We start from the raw sequence: 18684 nt of genomic DNA on the forward strand, positions 1-18684 counted from the left end.
TAAGACTGATCCTATGATCGTTCTGTCCGACTTGGAGTGCATCCCTGGTTTCGGACAATCGATAGCGCAACCCGGACCATCCGCCATGCCCCGTCCCAGCAAGCCCATGCACATCCAGAACGTCGAGGATGTGCCGGGCGAGTACTACTTCCGCTACGACGAATTCGGCGCCGACACCGAGGTGCCGCCGCACAGCCACAGCTGGGGACACCTCAACTACACGCCCCACGGCAGCATGTGCATGGACACGGCAGGCCAGCGCTGGGTCTCGCCGCCGCAGTACGGAGTCTGGGTGCCGCCCGGCGTGGTGCACAGCTGCCACGTGGCGCACGCCGTGGTCTACCGCTCGGTCTACCTGGCGCCTGCGTTGTGCAGGGAGCTGCCGGCGCAGCCGTGCTCCATGCGCATCGGCGCCATCGTCAAGGCCATCCTGGCCGACTTTGCCGTGCGCGACGTGCACATTCCCGCCACGGATGCCGACCTGCGCCTGGCCCGTGTGCTCTACGACCAGTTGCGGGCCGTTCCCGTGGAGCCCGGCTATCTGCCGGCCGCAGAACACCCGGCCCTGGTCGAAGTGCTGACCCGCATGCGCGCTGCGCCAGAGGACCACCGCAGCCTGGCCCAATGGGCCGCCAGCGTGCACATGACCGAGCGCACCCTGGCGCGCCACTGCCAGCGCGAGCTGGGCATGGGCCTGGGCGAATGGCGCCAGCGCATGCGCTACCTGCTGGCCATCGATGCGCTGGAGGCGGGCCTGAGCGTGCAGCAGATTGCCTATGACCTGGGCTACAGCACGCCCTCGGCCTTCATCGCCATGTTCCAGCGCGAGGCCGGCACCTCACCCGAACAATTCCGCCGCGAGTTCTGCATGCCGCCGTGAGGCTGTTGCGCCATCTGCCTGCAGCCCGGCCCAAGCCGCGAGATAATGCCGCCCGTGAAGCACGCCAGACCGCCGCTGGTGCAATCGTGGAAACACGGCACTGGAGGAACGTCCGGACTGCACAGGGCAGCGTAGCAGCTAACGGCTGTCCACCGTGAGGTGAGGATCAGAGCAACAGAGACGAGTTTGGACGGAACAATTCCCCCCGGGTGTTCTGTGGGTCGGCGAAAGCCGAACCGGATGGCGCAAGCCATACGGTCCATGCGCAAGCATGGAACCCACAGCCACCTTGGACGGGAACCGTCCAAGGTGAAACGGGCAATCTCTACGCGCAGCAATACCAAGTAGGCACACGTTGACGGGGCCCCCGGAGTGTGCGGGTAGGTAGCACCGAGCCGGGCGGCGACGCCCGGCCCAGATTAATGGCGGTCACATGCGGGCAACCGCGTGCACAGAATCCGGCTTATCGGCGCGCTTCACACTTTTTTTCATGCCCCGCCACCGGCGGGGCATTTTCATGGGCGGTTCAGAACTGGTATTTGGCCGTCAGCAGCAGCCTGCGCGGCACGCCGAAATAGTTGCCGCCGTTGTTCGTGCCCAGGGTCTCGAAGTAGCGGCGGTCGAACAGGTTACTGACGTTCATCTGCAGGTCCAGCTGCCGGTTCACCCGATAGCCGATGACCAGGTCGGCCACGGCATAGGCGGACTGGCGGATTGCATAGCCCTCGGCGCTGGTCAGCGACTCGGACGTGGTGCGGCTCTGGTAGCGCAGGCCGCCGCCCACGCGCCATGCGCCCAGCTCGCCGCCCAGGTGGTACATGGCCGACAGCTTGAGCTGGTGGCGCGGCGTGTAGCTGGCATAGGGCGCGCCCTTGGCGCCGTCGGTGCTGTCGCTGGCGATCTCGGCCTGGGTGAAGGTATAGCCAAGGCCGGCGTTCAGGCGTGGCAGGATCTCGCCGCTGATGTCCACGTCCAGCCCCTTGCTCCTGACCTTGCCCACCGAGCGGTAGCAATTGGTCTTTACCGTGCAGGAGTTGATGTCCGCGATGGCCTGGGGCAGGTTGTCCTGCGTGGTGTTGAACACGGCAACGGCCAGGTTCACGCGCTCGTCCAGGTAGCTGCCCTTGAGGCCGAGCTCGAAATTGCGGCCCTCCACCGGCGCCAGCATGCTGCCCGAGACATCCAGAAAATCCTGCGGCCGGAAGATGCTGGTGTAGCTGGCATAGGCCGAGTAGGTCTTGTTGATGTCATAGGTCAGCGCCGCATAGGGCGTGGCATGGGCTTTCTCGCTGAATTCGCGCTCCCGGCTCCAGCTGCCCTGGCGCTGGACGTTGGTGAAGTCGTACCAGTCCAGGCGCGCGCCGGCGATCAGGTTCAGTGGCTCGGCCAGCAGGAAGCGGCCCGTGGCGTAGGCCGAGGTCAGCGTGGTCTTCTGGCGGCGCGTCCACAGGTCTTCGGCCAGCAGGCCGGAGCGGTCCAGCGAGTCGGGGTTCCAGGTATAGGGATCGACGCCATTGGCGATCAGCCATTCCCCCGTGGGCGACAGGTAGCTGTAGCCCTGGTCGCTCCAGCGGATGGTGCGTCGGCTGACGCCGAAGGCCAGGTCATGCTCGCGGCCGAACAGGCGCACGGGGCCTTGGGCCGAGGCATCGAGGCTGAGCTGGCGCTTGTCGTAGTCGTACAGGCCGCCGGCCACGTCGTAGCGCGTACGGCCCTGGTCGTCCATGCCGCCCGAGACCAGGTAGGCGCCGTCCAGCGCGGACTTGGCCTGCAGGGCGCGCGCGGCCAGCCTGGCCTTCCAGCCGTTGTCGAAGCGGTGCTCCAGGTCGGCGAACAGGCTGACCTCCTTCTTGTCCCATTTGCTCCAGGAGGGCGAGAAACGCCTGGATCGCGCAATGTCGAGGAAGGAGCCATCGAAGCCCATGGGCACGCCCATCCATTGCGAGCCGGGGTTGTCCTCGTTCACATAGGAGCCGCCCACGCTCAGCGTGGTGTCGCGCCCCAGGTCGAACTCGGCGGTGCCGTACAGCAGCTGGCGGCGGCTGCTATAGCCATCGATGAAGTGGTCGCGCGACTGGGCCGAGGCCACCACACGCCCGCGCGCCGAACCGTCCTCGTTGAGGGAGCCGCCCACATCGACCTCGCCCACGGCCTGGTTCCAGCTGCCGCCGCGCAGGGTGACCGAGCGCTGGGTGGTGCGCGGCGCGCGCTTGCGCACGAAGTTGATGGTGCCCGAAGGGTCGCCCACGCCCGTCATCAGGCCCGTGGGGCCGCGCACCACTTCCACGTGGTCGTACATGGCCATGGTGTCGTAGGTGGAGGTGTCGGTTTCATACGAGACGGGCACGCCGTCCTGCAGGAACGAGCCGATCACGAACCCGCGCGAGAAATAGCGCGCCCGGTCGTCGCTCCAGCGGTTGATGGTGATGCCGGTGGCGCTGTTGGCCACGTCGTCGATGGACAGCATGCCCTGGTCGTCCATCTTCTGGCGCGTGACCACGGTGAGGGACTGGGGCGTCTCGCGGATGGACAGCGGCAGCTTGGTCGAGGTGTTCATCAGTCCCGTGGTGTAGGAGCCCGAGCCCTCGGTGGTCGTGGTCTCGCCCACGGCGGAGACCGTGACTTCGGGCAGGGCCACGGTGCCGGCGGGCTTTTCCACCACCAGCGTGCCCTGGTTCACATTCCCCTCCAGCCCGCTGCCGCGCAGCAGCCGGGCCACGGCGGCGGCGGTGCTCAGGCGCCCTTCCACGGCGGGCGCACGGCGGCCCTGCACCAGTTCAGGCGCGGCCAGCAGCTGCAGGCCAGCCTGGCGGGCCAGTTGGGCCAGCGCCTGGTCCAGCGGCTGGGCGGGAATGTGGAAGTCGGTGCTGGCGGCCGTGGCCGGGGCCGGTGCTGCCTGGGCCAGAGCGGCTGGAGACAGCTGCAGGGCCAGCAGCGCGATGCCCGCGGCAACGGCATGGTGGCGGGCAAGGCGGGAAGGCTTGGAGGGGAATGAAGACATGGAAGGTCCCGTGGCGGATCTGGGCAATGGCGATTCCCGGGCTGCGAATGCGTCGCGTTCCCGGGTCCTCATGCCTATACGAACGGGCGCAGACATTCCCTCACGCCTGGTGCGCATGCGCCGTGCATTCCGGGGCCATGGGCGCATCAGCGCATCAGCTGCGGCGGCGGATGACCAGGGTGCGCCCTGTTCCCGGGCCCTGTTCCTCTTCCTGCACGCTGACCGGCAGGGTGCGCGGCAGCATGCGCAGCCAGCCCTGGGCCGCCGCAATGCGCACGCGCCCCAGCAAGGGCAGGGCGGCGGCGTCGGGCTCCACGCGCAGTGGCTGCAGGCTGTAGCGCTCCAGGCGCCGGGCCACCTCGGCCAGCGGCGTGTTCTGGAAGTCCAGCCAGCCTTCGCGCCAGGCGGCCACAGCCGCAACCGTTTGCACGGCGGCCGTCTGGCCTGGCGCCAGGCGCAGCATCTGGCCTGCGCCCAGTTCATGCCGGGCGCCGCTGCCGTCGCGCACCTGCACGCGGCCCGCATCGACGGCGACCAGCACCGCATCGTCCTCCAGCGCCACCTCGAAGCGCGTGCCCAGCACGGTGACCTGTACGTCCGCCGCCTGGACCACGAAGGGCCGTTCCGTGTCGCGCGCCACGGCGAAGAAGGCGCTGCCGGCCAGCAGCCGCACCTGGCGGCGCGTGGCGTAGAAATCCACCTCGGCACGGCTGGCGGCGTCCAGCGTCAAGCTGCTGCCGTCGGGCAGGGGCTGGTTCAGCAGGCGGCCGGTGGCCGTGGCCAGCCGCACCTGGTACTGCGGCATCCACTGGCGCCAGGCCAGCCACATCGCCGGGCTGCCGACACCCAGGCCCGCCATCCCCAGCAGGGTGGACAGGGCGCGGCGGCGGCCCGTGCGTGGTGCGGGTGCGGCGGTGTCTCCGCGCCAGCGGCGCAGCGCGGCTTCCACGCTGTCCATGGCGCGCATGACCTCGCGTTCCACGGTTTTGACCGAGACGCCGTGGCGCTCGGCCAGCTCGGCATGCGAGGCGCCCTCGATGCGGTCGGCCAGGAAGATGTCGCGGCAGCGCGCGGGCAGCTGCGCCAGGGCGCCTTCGACCCCGGCCAAGGCCTGGCGGTAGGAATGGGTGTCGGCCACATCGGGGCTGAGGGGGGAGGGCGGCTCGCCTTCCCTCGCGCTGGTGTCAAAGCGCTCGGCCGTGCGCTGGCCATGGCGCAGGTGGTCGATGGCGATGTTCTCCATCACCGCGTAGAGATAGGCGCGGCTGGCGCCTGGCGGACTGTCCGGCGCGGCGGGCGCATCGCTTTCGCCGCGCTGGCGTTCGGCCAGGCGTATCCAGGCGTCATGCACCAGGTCACGCGCGGCCTGCGGGCCGGCGCGGCGCGCCACGAAGCGAACCAGCTCGTGGTAGCTGTCCTGGAAGGTGCTCAGCAGGGAAGAAGAGGAAGAGGCGGGCGCAGGCATGCGGGAGGCCCGAAGGCAGCACGGGAATCCCGCATTCTATGAAATGATTCTCATTTGCCGAATGTACTGCCCGCCGCGCACCCGGCAATGCCGGCCTAGAACCGCTCCCAGGGCATCAGGTAGCGCCACTGGCCCTCGGGCACCTTGGCCAGAGAGAGGCGGCCAATGCGCAGGCGGCGCAGGCTGACCACGCGCAGGCCCACTTCGGTGCACATGGCGTCGATCTCGTCGGGCGCGATGCCCTTGAGCGCAAAGCGCAGGTGGTTCTCGTTCTGCCAGCTCACGCGGCAGGGCGGCAGCTGGCGCTTGCCGATCGGCAGTCCGGCCTTCATCAGCTCCAGGCCGTCCTCGTGGATCTGGCCCTCGACGCCGACGATGCATTCCTGCTCCAGCCACATGCCTTCCTCGCCCAGCTTGCGCGCCACGCGCTTGTCCTGGGTGTAGACGATGAGGCCGCTGGCCGGCAGAGGCAGGGGCAGGAAGGATTCCAGGTTCTTGAAGTGCTGGGCCAGCACCAGCAGCGGCATGGGCGTGTCCACCTGGGCCATGCTGGCTTCGCCCAGCAGGGAGTGGGCGCTGCGCACCCGGCCATAGGGCCGGCCCTGGGTGTAGCCCGCAGGCTTGTTCATCAGCAGGGTGACGGGCGGCACGGCCTCGGGCTGGGCGCCGCTGCGCAGCGTGACCTGCTGCTCGGGGCGCACGCGCGTCTCGGGCAGTTGCACGACCTTGCCGTCCACCTGGACGTTGCCGGCGGTGATATGCAGTTCGGCCTCGCGGCGCGAGCATTGTTCCTGTTCGGCCAGGCGCTTGGCCAGGCGAACGCTTTCAGATTCAGACATGCGCGCAGCTTAACCAGATACCAGGCCCCGCGCGCGTCGTCGGTCATTGCCGGTCATTGCCGCCCGCACAGCGCACGGATGCGCTCCACATGCGCCAGCAGCGAGCGCTCGGCAATCGGCCACAGCTGCGGCGGGGCGTCGTCATAGGCCAGCCGCACCCAGTCCTGCACGCTGCCGTCGGGCTGTTTTTGCATGGCGGCCAGCACCTTGGCCTCGCGCGCCAGCCGGTGGGCCTTGAGCTTGGCGATCGCCTGGCGCGCAAAGCCCAGCACATAGCCATGGGCCGGCAGGATGAAGCGCGCATCGTGCGCGGCGCACAGCGCGTCGAGCCTGTCCAGCGAATCGATGTAGTCGCGCATGTTGCCGTCAGGCGGATCGATGATGGTGGTGCTGCCATTGAGGATGTGGTCGCCGCTGAACAGCAGGGCGTCTTCCTCCAGCACAAAGCACACATGGTTGGCCGCATGGCCGGGCGTGAACACGGCCTGCAGGGTGTGGGTGGTGCCACTTTGCGCATCGTGCAGCACGATGCGCTGGCCGTCGGTCAGTGCGTAGTCGGGGGTGAAGCGGCTGGCCGGCCGGGCCGTGGGCGCCGAGGGCAGGCCGCCAATGGCGGGCCTGGGCCTGCCGGCCTGCACCGCCAGCGCCTGCAGCAGCGCGGCGCCCGGCGAGTGGTCGGCATGGGAGTGCGTGCACAGGATGTGGCGTATGTCGCCGCCCGCCGCATCGAACAGGCGCTGCACATGGGCGGCGTCGGCCGGGCCGGGGTCGATGGCGGCGTAGCCCGTGGCGGCATCGCCCACCAGATAGCTGTTGGTGCCGGGGCCGGTCATCACGCCGGGGTTGGGTGCCGTCAGGCGCAGCAGGTTCTTGCGCAGTGGCACGGCGCGCTCGCTCTGCCAGTCCAGCGTGTGCAGGATCTGGCCGTCCGGGCAGACCATTTCCAGCTCGCCGAAGGGGGCCTCGTCCTCCATGTGGCGGGCTTCCTTGCCATTGAGAAAGCCGGTGCGCGGGCAGCACTGCCACAGCGGCTGCTCGTCTTGCAGGGCGGCGAACACGGCATCGGTGCCCGCGAAGCGGCTGAGCCGGTCCAGCGTGCGGATGGTGGGGAAGATCATGGGGAAGCTGCCCGCGCGGTGGCGCTCCAGCGCTTCCTGCGGGCGCACCCAGATGGGCTCGAACTGTTCCGACCCGTCGGCGTCGGGTTCCTGGTCTTCGGGCATGCGCGCCACGAAGAAGGGCACATCGAAGCGCCGGGGCTGGTCGCGGTCGGCCGTCCAGTGGGCCAGGTACCACAGCGCATCCACGGCCAGGCGCAGGCCGCGTGCCTCGCACTGGGGCACCAGCGGCGCCTTGCGGTCCAGCGTGGCCAGCTCGGCGGCAGATACCGGCCGGCCCTGGGCGTCGTGGGCCAGCAAAATGCCCAGTTCCTCGAAGGTCTCGCGCAGGCCGGCGATGGCCTGGGTGATTCGCAGTCCGTCGCCGGCCTGGGCGGGGCGGGTGCTGGCGCAGGCATGGGCGGCCTCGGCCGCGTCCTGGGCCTCGATGCCGCCGCCCGGGAAGACATAGGCGCTGGGCACGAAGCTGGCCTTGGGCGAGCGCCGCGTCATCAGCACCTCCAGCCCCTGGCCATCGGCGCGGTCGCGCAGCAGCAGGACGGTGGAGGCCTTGAGCGTGTCTACGGGCTGGCGCTGGGGGTGCAGGAGCTGGCTGGGGCGGATCATGGGGGCATTATGCGGATTGGCCCGCCCGCCGCTGTTGCGCAAGAGACGCAAGTACTGCTGCGGGGCATGGCCCCGGATTGCGCCATGAGGCTGCCGTGCAGGGGATAATCGCCGGATGCAGATCCGCTTTACCAAGATGCAGGGCGCTGGCAACGATTTCGTGGTCCTTGACGAAACCGCCGGCCCGCTGGGCCTGAGCGCAGCCCAGTACCGCTTCCTCGCCCATCGCCAATTCGGCGTGGGCGCCGACCAGATCCTCACGGTGCGGCCCTCGCCCGCCGAAGGCATCGATTTCGAATATGTGATCCACAACGCCGACGGCGGAGAGGTCGAGCAGTGCGGCAATGGCGCGCGCTGCTTTGCGCGCTACGTGCACGACAAGGGCCTGACCGGCAAGTCCGTCATCCGCGTGCAGACGCTGGCCGGCCTCATCGCCCCCGAGCTGCATGCCGATGGCCGCGTCACCGTGGACATGGGCCAGCCCGTGCTGGAGCCCTCCCTGGTGCCCTTCAATAGTGCAGACCTTGTGCCCCGCCCGCTGGGTGCGGCGCAGCAATGGCCCCTGCAGCTGGGCGACGAGGCCACGGTCTGGATCGCCCCCGTTTCCATGGGCAACCCGCATGCGGTGCAACTGGTGGACGATGTGGACCATGCCCCCGTGGCCACCTGGGGCCCGCTGATCGAGCGCCATGCGCGCTTTCCCCAGCGCGTCAATGCGGGATTCATGCAGATCGTCGATCGCGGCCAGATCCGGCTGCGTGTTTACGAGCGCGGTGCCGGCGAGACGCTGGCCTGCGGCACGGGCGCCTGCGCGGCCGTGGTGGCCGGCATTCGCTGGGGGCTGCTCGACGCGCGCGTCGATGTGCACACCCGCGGCGGCCGGCTGACCATCGAGTGGGACGGCGGCGCAGTGCGCATGACCGGCCCCGCAGAGTTTGTTTTTGAAGGACAGATCGAGGTTCCCGACCAGCCATGAACAGCACTACCGATATCGCCGTCACCGAAGAGACGATTGCCGACTACCTGCTGAACCATCCGGAATTCTTCGAGCGCCACGCCGAGATGCTCGCGCGTGTGCAGCTGGTCAGCAGCCACAGTCCGCGCACCGTCAGCCTGCAGGAACGCCAGGCCGAGATGCTGCGCGAGAAGATCAAGGGCCTGGAGCACCGCATCATGGACATGATGCGCCACAGCAGCGAGAACGCCTCCATCGGCGACAAGCTGCATGCCTGGAGCTGCGCCCTGGCCAAGGTCCAGGACCTGCGCGAGCTGCCCCACGCGCTCACGGCCAGCCTGCAGCATGTCTTCGAGGTGCCCCAGGTGGCCCTGCGCCTGTGGAACGTCTCCGGCGCCCAGACCAGCAGCATCTACACCATGGGCGTCAGCGAGGACGCCAAGTCCTTCGCGGCGTCGCTGACCATGCCGTTTTGCGGCCCCAACATGGGCTTCGAGCCCGGCGGCTGGCTGGTCGATCCCGATGCGGCCCAGTCCCTGGCCCTGCTCACGCTGCATGACGGCGACAGCATCAACCCCGCCAATGCCTTCGGCATGCTGGTGCTGGGGTCTCCCGATCCGCTGCGCTTCGAGGCCACCATGGGCACGGAATTCCTCTCGCGCATCTCGGCGCTGGCCAGCGCTGCCCTGTCGCGCATGCGGCCCGTGCCGCTGACCCTGGCGCGCGGCTGACCGGCTGAAAGCCCATGCCGGGAGCATCGGACAGGGACGGGCTCCCGGAAGGCGACCTTCCGGCAGAGGATCTGGTGGCAGAGAACCTGGCGGCAGAAAACCTGGCGATGCTCCCCGCCGCCGTCCATGCCTATCTGGAGCATGTGCGCGTGCAAAAGCGCCTGGCCGACCGCACCTGCGCACTCTATGCGCTGGACATGGCCCGGCTTTGCACCATGGCCCGCGACGCCGGCCAGGAGCTGCTGGCGCTGCAGCCCGCCCACATCCGCCGCTTCGTGGCCCAGATGCATTCCCGGGGCCGCAGTCCGCGCGGCATTGCGCTCATCCTGTCTGGCTGGCGCAGCTTCTTCCGCTGGGCAGCCCAGCAATCGCTGGTGCCCTTCAATCCCGTCGAGGGCGTGCGCGCTCCCAAGGCCCCCAAACCCCTGCCCAAGGCATTGGGCGTGGATGACGCCGTGCAGCTGGCCGCCTTCAGCAACGCCGACGCCGACCCCTGGATCGAGGCACGTGACGCCGCCATCACCGAGCTGCTCTACAGCTGCGGCCTGCGCGTGGGCGAGCTGGTGGGCCTGGACGTGGCGCCCGGCCAGGAAACGCAGCGCCAGGGCCGTGGCTGGATAGATTTGCAGGCCGCCGACGCCCACGTGCAGGGCAAGGGCGGCAAGCGCCGCACCGTGCCCGTGGGCGCCGCCGCGCTGCAGGCGCTGCAGCGCTGGCTGGCCTTGCGGGAGACGGGCTTGGCTGGCGCGGCGGCCCAGGCGGCGCGGCAGGAGCCGGCGCTGTTCATTGGCCGGCGTGGCGAACGCCTGGGCGCGCAGTCGGTCTGGGCGCGGCTGCGCCAGCGCGGCCAGCAGGCCGGGCTGTCGGCCGGCGTCCATCCCCATGTGCTGCGGCATTCGTTTGCCAGCCACATGCTGCAGTCCAGCGGCGACCTGCGCGCCGTGCAGGAATTGCTGGGCCACGCCAGCATCTCGACCACGCAGATCTACACGCGCCTGGATTTCCAGCATCTGGCCCAGGCCTACGAGAGCGCCCATCCGCGCGCGCGGCGCCAGAGTGGGGACGGCAGCGACAGTGGCGATGGCAATGGCGATAGCGATGAAAAGGGCGGCCTCCGATAAAAAAGGCCAAGCCCTCTGGCAAAACAGCACTTGACAGGCTCGCTAAACTTATTCGGAACGTCTTTTCGACAAGGCCCGTCCGTGGTGGACGGGCCTTGCCGCTTCCCTTTGCTGAATTTTCTGAAAGCAATCCCATGGCACTGATTCCCGTCACCATCCTCACCGGCTTCCTGGGCTCGGGCAAGACCACGCTGCTCAAGCGCGTGCTCAGCGAGTCCCACGGCATGAAGATCGCCGTGATCGAGAACGAGTTCGGCGAAGAGAACATCGACACCGACATCCTCAGGACGGAGTCCAAGGAGCAGATCCTGCAGATGAGCAACGGCTGCATCTGCTGCACCATCCGCGAAGACCTGCGCGAAACCCTGCAGCTGCTGGCCGCCAAGCGCCGCAAGGGCCTGGTGGAGTTCGACCGCATCGTGATCGAGACCACGGGCCTGGCCGATCCCGGCCCCGTCGCCCAGACCTTCTTCATGGACGACGAGATCGCCGAGACCTATCTGATCGACTCCATCCTCACCCTGGTCGATGCCAAGCACGCCAACCAGCAGCTGGACGACCGCCAGGAGGCGCGCCGCCAGGTCGGCTTTGCCGACCAGCTGTTCCTGTCCAAGACCGACCTGGTCAGCGAGGACGAGAAGAACGCGCTCATCCACCGCCTCAAGCACATGAACCCGCGCGCGCCCATCCGCGCCGTGCATTTCGGCGAAGTGCCCCTGAACGAAGTCTTCGACCTGCGCGGCTTCAACCTCAATGCCAAGCTGGACATCGATCCCGACTTCCTCAAGGAAGACGACCACGACCACGGACATGACCATGGCCACAAGCATGAGCATGACGAGCACTGCGGCCACGACCATGGCCATGAGCACGACGAGAACTGCGGGCACGACCACGCCCATGACCACGAGCACGGCGAGCACTGCAAGCATCCGCACCACCATCACCACGATGACGACGTCAAGAGCTTCGTCTACCGTGCCGACCGTGCCTTTGACCCTGCCCGCCTGGAGGACTTCCTGGGCGCCATCGTCAACATCTACGGCCCGCGCATGCTGCGCTACAAGGGCGTGCTGAACATGCAGGGCACGGAGCGCAAGGTCATTTTCCAGGGCGTGCACCAGCTCATGGGCAGCGACCTGGGACCGCAGTGGGCCGAGGGCGAAAAGCGCCAGAGCAAGATGGTCTTCATTGGCATCGACCTGCCCCAGGACATCTTCCTGCAGGGTCTGGAGCAGTGCCTGGTCTGAGTTTTTTGTGAACCTTTGTGGGCAATCGGATGGCTTTTTGCTGACATCTGAATGACACAGGGGCCGCCCGCATGCGTGGGCGGCCCCTTTGCATTCCTGTGGGGTATGTGCAACGGCTTGCGCTCCTGTAGAGCATCGATACAATCGCGCCCCTGAAGAGAGCCCCCAAGCCCAATGGACTGCCCCGCAGGGGTCGCCCATACCGTGAGGAGACAGCAAGTGAGCGCCGAATCCAGCAAGAAGCCGTCAGTGGCCGCACCGGCCTCGGCTGCAAGCCAGAAGGCCGCGGTCCGCACTGCGGTCGGCGTTGCCGACATGGTGTCCCTTGCTGACCGCAAAAGGGCTCTTTGCACGCACGGCCGCCGCACGGCCTGGATTGCCGCACCCCGCCGTACGGGGAAGCCGGCAGGTTCCGCAACTGCGGCGATCGGCTGTCCTACACGGCATTCGACCCGGGCGCCCCGATTGACAGTACCATCCATGGCCCCGTCCGAAGCCCTCGGCGCGGACTAAGTTAGCGAAACCAACACTATGCCTACCACTACGCAAACGCCTTCGTCGGGATCGACGAAACGAGACCCCAAGCTGGCCAATGCCTGGAAGACCAAGTCGGTGGAAGAACTGACGGATGCCGAAGTGCTGGCCATGTCGGATGACGAATACATGAATGAGAAGCAGATGGCGTTCTTCCGCCTCAAACTGCTCACTCTCAAGCACGACATGCACACCAACGCGGGAGAGACGGCAGAGAACCTGCGCGAGGACACCGTGGTGGTTCCCGATCCGGCCGACCGCGCCACCATCGAGGAAGAGCATGCGCTGGAACTGCGCACGCGCGACCGCGAACGCAAGCTGCTCAAGAAGATCGAGCAATCCATTGCACGCATCGACGCAGGCGACTACGGCTACTGCGACGAGACCGGCGAGCCCATCGGCGTGGGCCGCCTGCTGGCCCGCCCCACGGCCACGCTGTCGCTGGAAGCCCAGCAGCGCCGTGAGCTCAAGCAGAAGATGTATGGGGATTGAGTTGCAGCAACGGCCTGCAGGCCGTCGGTGCTAATCTGACTCGCCATGGCAAAAGAAGAGAGCAGCAAATCGGGGGGGTTGTTGTCCAAGGTGGTGCGCTTTGTGCGCCACCCTACGGTCAATTGGTCCGACCTCGACGGCCTGGACGGGGAGCAGGAAAGCCAGTACAGCAAGCAGGCGCTCAAGGAAATGATCGAGCGCAAGCGCCGCAACGATTTCGTGCGCAAGCGCGAGTTCGACCAGCTGCGCCGCCTGCGCCAGGCCGAGCTGCAACAGGCCTCCAGGCCGGGCAGCGCACCGGTCGGTGTGCCCGGCCCCGCCGCGCAGGGCTCGCAATTTCTCAGCAGCCTGCTGAGCTCCAAATCCTCCGGTGAACGCGCCGTCACGCTCAAGAAGATCGACGAGATCGAGGCCCAGATGTCCCAGCAATGGTGGCGGGGCAAGCAGGCGGCCGATGCAACCACCATTCCCATGGCGCTGCCTGCGGGCGGCAACCCCGCTCCGGCCTCGTTTCGCAAGCAGCCGCCGCCGTCTGGGCAGATTCCCATGCTCAGCGACGTGGTGCCGCCGGCCATTGCCTCGGCCGGCGACGTGGCTGCCTTTGCCACCACCTTGCCCATGAGCCTGGCGCCTGCGCCGCAGGTGCCCTCCGTCTCGACGGCTCCCATCATTGACCCCATGCCCATGGCCCGCCCCCTGCGGCCATTGGAGGGGGCGACCGATTTCCTGCCGGCCTTCGCGGCCACCGAGGTCTCTCCGCCGCAGCCCATGGACATGGTGCCGCCCTGCTTCGTGGTGTTCGAGCACGATCCCGACCTGGAAGAGCCGGCCATCCTCTTTGCCAATGGCGATGTGGATGGTGCCGAGCAGGGCATGCTGGAGCTGATCGATCGGCGCGATGTCCCCGCGCAGCTGCCGGTCTGGCTGGCCTTGCTGGACCTGTACCGTGCGGCCGACCGCCCGCTGCAGTTCGACAAGGCGGGCATCGAATTCGCGGCGCGCTTCGGCCGCTCCGCTCCCCAATGGTTTGCGATGCCGCAGCAGCGCACCGCCCCCGTGGTGTCCATGCCGGGCGCAGCGGCAGGGCGTGGCTGGCGCTGGAGCGCACCTGCACAGATCACGCCGAGTGCCGTGACGGCGCTGAAGGCCTCCCAGGCCAAGGCTTCCAGTCCCTGGAGCCTGGACTGGGCTGCCGTGGCCGGCATCGACGATGCAGCGGCCACGCCCCTGGAGGCGCTGCTGCAGCAATGGGCGGGCTCACAGGGCGTGTTCGTGCTGCTCAATGCGGACCGGCTGCTGGCGCTGCTGGGCACGCTGGCTCCCTCGGGCGATTCCAGCGTGGATACGCTGTGGTGGCGGTTGCGCATGGCGGTGCTGCGTTTGATGAACCGGCAGGATGATTTCGAGCTGGTGGCGCTGGACTACTGCGTCACCTATGAGGTCTCGCCTCCCTCGTGGGTGGACCCGGTCTGCCAGTGCCTGACGCAAGCCATCGAAACCGAGGGCGCGGATGCGCCCCTGCAGGCAGGCATTGCTGCCACGGCGGACGCCGTGCGATTTGCGCTGGCCGGCACCATTGAAGGCGATGCCTCCACCTGGCTGGACCCGGTGCAGGAGGGGGCCAGCCTGGGCGAGCCCGTGTTCATCGACTGCACCCAACTGGTGCGCATGGACTTTGCGGCGGCCGGCTCCGTGCTCAACTGGGCTGCCCACATGCAGTCGCTGGGCCATGTGCTGCAGTTCGGCCAGCTGCACCAACTGGTGGCGGTGTTCTTCAACGTGATCGGCATCCAGGAGCACGCGCAGGTCACTCCACGGCGGGACTGATCCTGCCGCGCAGTGGCTGCGCCACACCCCTTACGGCAGGACGGCGCACTCGCCGCGAAGAGCGCGTGGGCATTCTTTGAGCAGACTCTTGAGAAGGCCGCCTTCGCCCTCATCTGGCACCGCTATGGAACAGTATCACGGCACCACCATCATCAGCGTGCGCCGGCAGACCCCCGAAGGCGTGCAGGTCGCCATCGGTGGCGATGGCCAGGTCACATTGGGCAACATCGTCGTCAAGGGCACGGCGCGCAAGGTGCGCAAGCTCTACCACGGCAAGGTGCTTGCCGGCTTTGCCGGCGCCACCGCAGACGCCTTCACGCTGTTCGAGCGCTTCGAGGCCAAGCTGGAAAAGCACCAGGGCCACCTGACGCGCGCAGCCATCGAGCTGACCAAGGACTGGCGCACCGACCGCGTGCTGCGCCGTCTGGAGGCCATGCTGGCCGTGGCCGACGCATCGGCCTCGCTGATCATCACCGGCAACGGCGACGTGCTGGAGCCCGAGCAGGGCATCGTGTCCATCGGCTCGGGCGGCGCCTACGCGCACTCGGCGGCCAAGGCGCTGCTGACCAATACCGAGCTGTCGGCCGAGGAGATCGTGCGCAAGTCGCTGGCCATCGCCGGCGAGCTGTGCATCTACACCAACATGCACCACACGGTCGAGACGCTCTGACACCCGCGCGGCGCCGGCTTGCCCAGCAGGCCGGCGATCGAAACGCACGGCATTGAAACTCACAGTCGCCAGCGGCCAGGCAACGGGGCTGGCGGCGCAATGCATCGAATACACACCATGTCCTCTGCCATGACCCCCCAGGAGATCGTCTCCGAACTGGACCGCCACATCGTCGGCCAGGCTGGCGCCAAGCGCGCCGTGGCCATCGCGCTGCGCAACCGCTGGCGCCGCCAGAACGTGGCCGACGGCCTGCGCCAGGAGATCACGCCCAAGAACATCCTCATGATCGGCCCCACAGGCGTGGGCAAGACCGAGATCGCGCGCCGCCTGGCGCGGCTGGCCGACGCCCCCTTCATCAAGGTCGAGGCCACCAAGTTCACCGAAGTGGGCTACGTGGGCAAGGACGTGGATGCCATCATCCGCGACCTGGCCGAGGTGGCCGTCAAGCAGACGCGCGAGGCCGACATGAAGAAGCTGCGCCTGCGCGCCGAAGACGCGGCCGAGGACCGCATCCTCGACGTGCTCGTGCCCCAGGCCCGCAGCGGCGAGGTGGCCGCCGACAACACGGCACGCCAGGTTTTCCGCAAGAAGCTGCGCGAGGGCCAGCTCGACGACAAGGAAATCGAGATCGATGTCGCCGACGCGCCGCCCCAGGTGCAGATCATGGGTCCCCAGGGCATGGAAGAGATGGCCGAGCAGCTGCGCGGCATGTTCAGCCACATGGGCCAGGAAAAGCGCAAGACGCGCAAGCTGCGCATTGCCGAGGCCATGAAGCTGCTGACCGACGAGGAAGCGGCAAAACTGGTCAACGAGGAAGACGTGCGCACCCGCGCCATCGCCAATGCCGAGCAGAACGGCATCGTCTTCATCGACGAGATCGACAAGGTGGCCACGCGCCAGGAAACCAGCGGCTCCGACATCTCGCGCCAGGGCGTGCAGCGCGACCTGCTGCCCCTGGTCGAAGGCACCAGCGTCTCCACCAAGTACGGCGTGGTCAAGACCGACCACATCCTGTTCATCGCCTCGGGCGCCTTCCACCTGTCCAAGCCCAGCGACCTCATCCCCGAGCTGCAGGGGCGCTTCCCGATCCGCGTGGAACTGGACTCGCTGTCGGTCCAGGACTTCGAGGCCATCCTCACCCAGACCCATGCCTCCCTGGTCAAGCAGTACCAGGCGCTGCTGGCCACCGAAGGCGTCACGCTGGAATTCACGCCCGAAGGCATCACCCGGCTCGCCGGCATCGCCTTCGATGTCAACGAGCGCACCGAGAACATCGGCGCGCGCCGCCTGTCCACCGTGCTCGAGCGCCTGCTGGACGAGGTCAGCTTCGACGCGGCCAATCTGTCGGGCCAGACCATCTCCATCGACGCGGCCTACGTGGACCAGCGTCTGCAGTCCCTGAGCCAGGACGAAGACCTCTCGCGCTTCATCCTCTGAAACGGGCCGGCTGCCGCGCAGCCGCCACCGAAGTGACTGCCCGCATTGCCGGGCAGTCACTTTTTGTAGGAGGGTTGCCCGAGTTGCAACCGGTCGCCGGCGAATTGAATCGTTGCAATTGCGTGCAGGCTTTGAGAGATCACTTGCAGTCATTCCTCTAAGTACTTGTAAAGCCAGGGATTTTTGTCACCACTCACATTGCATTCGGCTTCTAAGTTGTTGATTTCATTGCAAATAATTGTCCATTCCCGGGTTGTGAAACACCAAATTGCTGCTACAGTGCAAAAAAGTGCAATTAAGTGGTGAAAGTTGCCTTTGTGCCCCGATTTCCGGGACGCGATGGCTCCAACCGACCGGGGTGACTGACCGTGTTTCAAGGGGCGTCCTCGCTGAATCTCGATGGAAAGGGGCGGCTGTCTGTGCCGACCCGGCATCGTGACGCCCTTGTGGCCATGGCCCAGGGCCAGGTCACCCTCACCAAACATCCCCACGGTTGCCTGATGCTGTTCCCGCGCACGGAGTGGCTGCAGTTTCGCGAGCGGATCGCGCAGCTGCCCATGTCGGCGCAGTGGTGGAAGCGCATCTTCCTGGGTAACGCCATGGACGTGGACATGGATGCCACCGGCCGCGTGCTGGTGTCGCCCGAGCTGCGTGAAGCCGTGGGTCTGACCAAGGAGGTCGTGCTGCTGGGCATGGGTAACCATTTCGAGCTGTGGGACAAGGCCACTTATGAGGCACATGAAGCGAAGGCCATGCAGGAAGAAATGCCTGCGGCCTTCCAGGATTTTGCTTTCTAGGAAAGAGGCGTTTTCTTGAATCAGCCGTTGCAACACATCACCGTTTTGCTCGACGAGGCCGTCGATGCGCTGCTGGACGGCGCCGCACAGCCCGTTGCCGGGCAATGGGTGGACGCGACCTTCGGGCGAGGCGGGCATTCCCGGCGCATCCTGCAGCGGCTGGGGCCGGATGGGGCCTTGCTGGCGTTCGACAAGGACCCGGACGCGATCGAAGAGGCAGCGCGCATCACCGATGCGCGTTTTTCGATTCGGCACGAAGGGTTTCGCCACCTCAGCGAGCTGCCGGCCGGCAGCGTGCAGGGCGTGCTGATGGACCTGGGCGTGAGCTCTCCCCAGATCGACAACCCCGAGCGTGGCTTCAGCTTCCGCTTCGAGGGTCCGCTGGACATGCGCATGGACACCACGCGCGGCCAGAGCGTGGCGGACTGGCTGGCGGAAGCCGATGCCCAGCAGATTGCGGAGGTGATACGTGACTACGGCGAAGAACGGTTTGCTGGCCCCATTGCAAAGGCGATTGTTGCTCGGCGCGAAAGCCAGGGGCCCCTTCGCAACACCGCGGAGCTTGCCGAGCTCGTGGCTGGCGCGGTCCGGACCCGCGAGGCTGGGCAGAACCCAGCGACACGCACATTCCAGGCTCTTCGGATTTTCATCAATGCCGAGCTTGAAGAGCTCGAACAGGCGCTAGAAGCCAGCCTGCGCGTGCTGGCGCCGGGCGGACGCCTGGTGGTGATCAGCTTCCACTCGCTGGAGGACCGCATCGTCAAGCAGTTCATCGCCAAGCACTCCAAGGAAGTCTATGACCGGCGCGCACCCTTTGCCGTGCCCACGCCCATGCGCCTTGAAGCGCTGGGCCGCATCAAGCCCAGCGAGGCCGAGGTCGCCGCCAATGCGCGCTCGCGCTCGGCCGTGATGCGCGTGGCCCGCCGCACCGGGGTGCCTGCATGAAGCGCATGCACCGTCT

General features: G+C 67.4%; 15 protein-coding genes and 1 other RNA gene. 12 read left to right on the forward strand and 4 right to left on the reverse strand.

Features of this window, described 5'->3' with window-relative positions; translation table 11 throughout:
- The first annotated feature begins 85 nt into the window (after nucleotides 1–85).
- Complete coding sequence (locus tag LGR64_RS24905; RefSeq protein ID WP_013804121.1) at nucleotides 86–880, forward strand: AraC family transcriptional regulator; 795 nt, start codon at nucleotides 86–88, stop codon at nucleotides 878–880.
- Nucleotides 881–936: 56 nt separating this feature from the next.
- An RNA gene (gene rnpB / locus LGR64_RS24910) (RNase P RNA component class A) lies at nucleotides 937–1362 on the forward strand.
- Nucleotides 1363–1406: 44 nt separating this feature from the next.
- Here the strand turns inward: rnpB and LGR64_RS24915 are convergent.
- The 4 genes from LGR64_RS24915 to LGR64_RS24930 all read right to left on the reverse strand — a co-directional run bounded on the left by LGR64_RS24915 (nucleotide 1407) and on the right by LGR64_RS24930 (nucleotide 7909).
- On the reverse strand, nucleotides 1407–3881 hold the full coding sequence (locus LGR64_RS24915) for a TonB-dependent siderophore receptor (RefSeq protein WP_141830247.1): 2475 nt from the start codon (nucleotides 3879–3881) through the stop codon (nucleotides 1407–1409).
- A 154-nt stretch (nucleotides 3882–4035) separates the two neighbouring features.
- Nucleotides 4036–5346 carry a sigma-70 family RNA polymerase sigma factor gene (locus tag LGR64_RS24920; protein ID WP_141830245.1) on the reverse strand — a complete coding sequence of 437 codons (1311 nt, stop codon included), beginning with the start codon at nucleotides 5344–5346 and terminating at the stop codon, nucleotides 4036–4038.
- A 95-nt stretch (nucleotides 5347–5441) separates the two neighbouring features.
- A complete protein-coding gene (locus LGR64_RS24925) occupies nucleotides 5442–6185 on the reverse strand; it encodes a pseudouridine synthase (RefSeq protein ID WP_012203381.1) in 744 nt (247 codons plus the stop codon).
- A 53-nt stretch (nucleotides 6186–6238) separates the two neighbouring features.
- Nucleotides 6239–7909 carry an MBL fold metallo-hydrolase gene (locus LGR64_RS24930; RefSeq protein WP_141830243.1) on the reverse strand — a complete coding sequence of 557 codons (1671 nt, stop codon included), beginning with the start codon at nucleotides 7907–7909 and terminating at the stop codon, nucleotides 6239–6241.
- Nucleotides 7910–8024: 115 nt separating this feature from the next.
- Between LGR64_RS24930 and dapF the strand changes: the two genes are divergently transcribed.
- From dapF to rsmH, 10 genes are all read left to right on the forward strand, one after another.
- Complete coding sequence (dapF, locus tag LGR64_RS24935) at nucleotides 8025–8885, forward strand: diaminopimelate epimerase (protein WP_013804117.1); 861 nt, start codon at nucleotides 8025–8027, stop codon at nucleotides 8883–8885.
- Nucleotides 8882–9595, forward strand: a complete 714-nt coding sequence (locus LGR64_RS24940; RefSeq protein ID WP_012203384.1) for a DUF484 family protein — start codon at nucleotides 8882–8884, stop codon at nucleotides 9593–9595. The genes dapF and LGR64_RS24940 overlap by 4 nt, the downstream gene beginning before the upstream one ends.
- A gap of 14 nt (nucleotides 9596–9609) precedes the next feature.
- Nucleotides 9610–10716 (forward strand): tyrosine recombinase XerC, encoded by a 1107-nt coding sequence (locus LGR64_RS24945; protein WP_141830241.1) that lies wholly within the window; start codon nucleotides 9610–9612, stop codon nucleotides 10714–10716.
- Between the two features lie 134 nt (nucleotides 10717–10850).
- Nucleotides 10851–11966: a CobW family GTP-binding protein gene (locus LGR64_RS24950; RefSeq protein WP_013804115.1), complete on the forward strand. Its 1116-nt coding sequence runs from the start codon at nucleotides 10851–10853 to the stop codon at nucleotides 11964–11966.
- Between the two features lie 531 nt (nucleotides 11967–12497).
- Complete coding sequence (dksA, locus tag LGR64_RS28685) at nucleotides 12498–12992, forward strand: RNA polymerase-binding protein DksA (RefSeq protein WP_012203387.1); 495 nt, start codon at nucleotides 12498–12500, stop codon at nucleotides 12990–12992.
- Between the two features lie 45 nt (nucleotides 12993–13037).
- A complete protein-coding gene (locus LGR64_RS24960) occupies nucleotides 13038–14819 on the forward strand; it encodes an STAS domain-containing protein (RefSeq protein ID WP_185750886.1) in 1782 nt (593 codons plus the stop codon).
- Between the two features lie 124 nt (nucleotides 14820–14943).
- Complete coding sequence (gene hslV / locus LGR64_RS24965; protein WP_012203389.1) at nucleotides 14944–15489, forward strand: ATP-dependent protease subunit HslV; 546 nt, start codon at nucleotides 14944–14946, stop codon at nucleotides 15487–15489.
- A 117-nt stretch (nucleotides 15490–15606) separates the two neighbouring features.
- Nucleotides 15607–16926 carry an ATP-dependent protease ATPase subunit HslU gene (gene hslU, locus LGR64_RS24970; protein ID WP_170962086.1) on the forward strand — a complete coding sequence of 440 codons (1320 nt, stop codon included), beginning with the start codon at nucleotides 15607–15609 and terminating at the stop codon, nucleotides 16924–16926.
- Nucleotides 16927–17294: 368 nt separating this feature from the next.
- On the forward strand, nucleotides 17295–17723 hold the full coding sequence (gene mraZ, locus LGR64_RS24975; protein WP_012203391.1) for a division/cell wall cluster transcriptional repressor MraZ: 429 nt from the start codon (nucleotides 17295–17297) through the stop codon (nucleotides 17721–17723).
- Between the two features lie 15 nt (nucleotides 17724–17738).
- Complete coding sequence (rsmH, locus tag LGR64_RS24980; RefSeq protein ID WP_012203392.1) at nucleotides 17739–18668, forward strand: 16S rRNA (cytosine(1402)-N(4))-methyltransferase RsmH; 930 nt, start codon at nucleotides 17739–17741, stop codon at nucleotides 18666–18668.
- Nucleotides 18669–18684 lie beyond the last annotated feature (16 nt).

This window comes from Delftia sp. Lp-1 (assembly GCF_020523835.1).
Classification (GTDB): domain Bacteria; phylum Pseudomonadota; class Gammaproteobacteria; order Burkholderiales; family Burkholderiaceae_C; genus Comamonas; species Comamonas acidovorans.

Excerpts from the sequence above, each read along its gene's own strand:
- LGR64_RS24930 (WP_141830243.1), bottom strand. The coding sequence starts at position 7,909 with ATGATCCGCCCCAGCCAGCTCCTGCACCCCCAGCGCCAGCCCGTAGAC.
- dksA (WP_012203387.1), top strand. The coding sequence starts at position 12,498 with ATGCCTACCACTACGCAAACGCCTTCGTCGGGATCGACGAAACGAGAC.
- hslV (WP_012203389.1), top strand. The coding sequence starts at position 14,944 with ATGGAACAGTATCACGGCACCACCATCATCAGCGTGCGCCGGCAGACC.
- LGR64_RS24950 (WP_013804115.1), top strand. The coding sequence starts at position 10,851 with ATGGCACTGATTCCCGTCACCATCCTCACCGGCTTCCTGGGCTCGGGC.
- LGR64_RS24940 (WP_012203384.1), top strand. The coding sequence starts at position 8,882 with ATGAACAGCACTACCGATATCGCCGTCACCGAAGAGACGATTGCCGAC.
- LGR64_RS24905 (WP_013804121.1), top strand. The coding sequence starts at position 86 with ATGCCCCGTCCCAGCAAGCCCATGCACATCCAGAACGTCGAGGATGTG.
- LGR64_RS24915 (WP_141830247.1), bottom strand. The coding sequence starts at position 3,881 with ATGTCTTCATTCCCCTCCAAGCCTTCCCGCCTTGCCCGCCACCATGCC.
- dapF (WP_013804117.1), top strand. The coding sequence starts at position 8,025 with ATGCAGATCCGCTTTACCAAGATGCAGGGCGCTGGCAACGATTTCGTG.
- hslU (WP_170962086.1), top strand. The coding sequence starts at position 15,607 with ATGTCCTCTGCCATGACCCCCCAGGAGATCGTCTCCGAACTGGACCGC.
- LGR64_RS24925 (WP_012203381.1), bottom strand. The coding sequence starts at position 6,185 with ATGTCTGAATCTGAAAGCGTTCGCCTGGCCAAGCGCCTGGCCGAACAG.
- LGR64_RS24945 (WP_141830241.1), top strand. The coding sequence starts at position 9,610 with ATGCCGGGAGCATCGGACAGGGACGGGCTCCCGGAAGGCGACCTTCCG.
- LGR64_RS24960 (WP_185750886.1), top strand. The coding sequence starts at position 13,038 with ATGGCAAAAGAAGAGAGCAGCAAATCGGGGGGGTTGTTGTCCAAGGTG.
- LGR64_RS24920 (WP_141830245.1), bottom strand. The coding sequence starts at position 5,346 with ATGCCTGCGCCCGCCTCTTCCTCTTCTTCCCTGCTGAGCACCTTCCAG.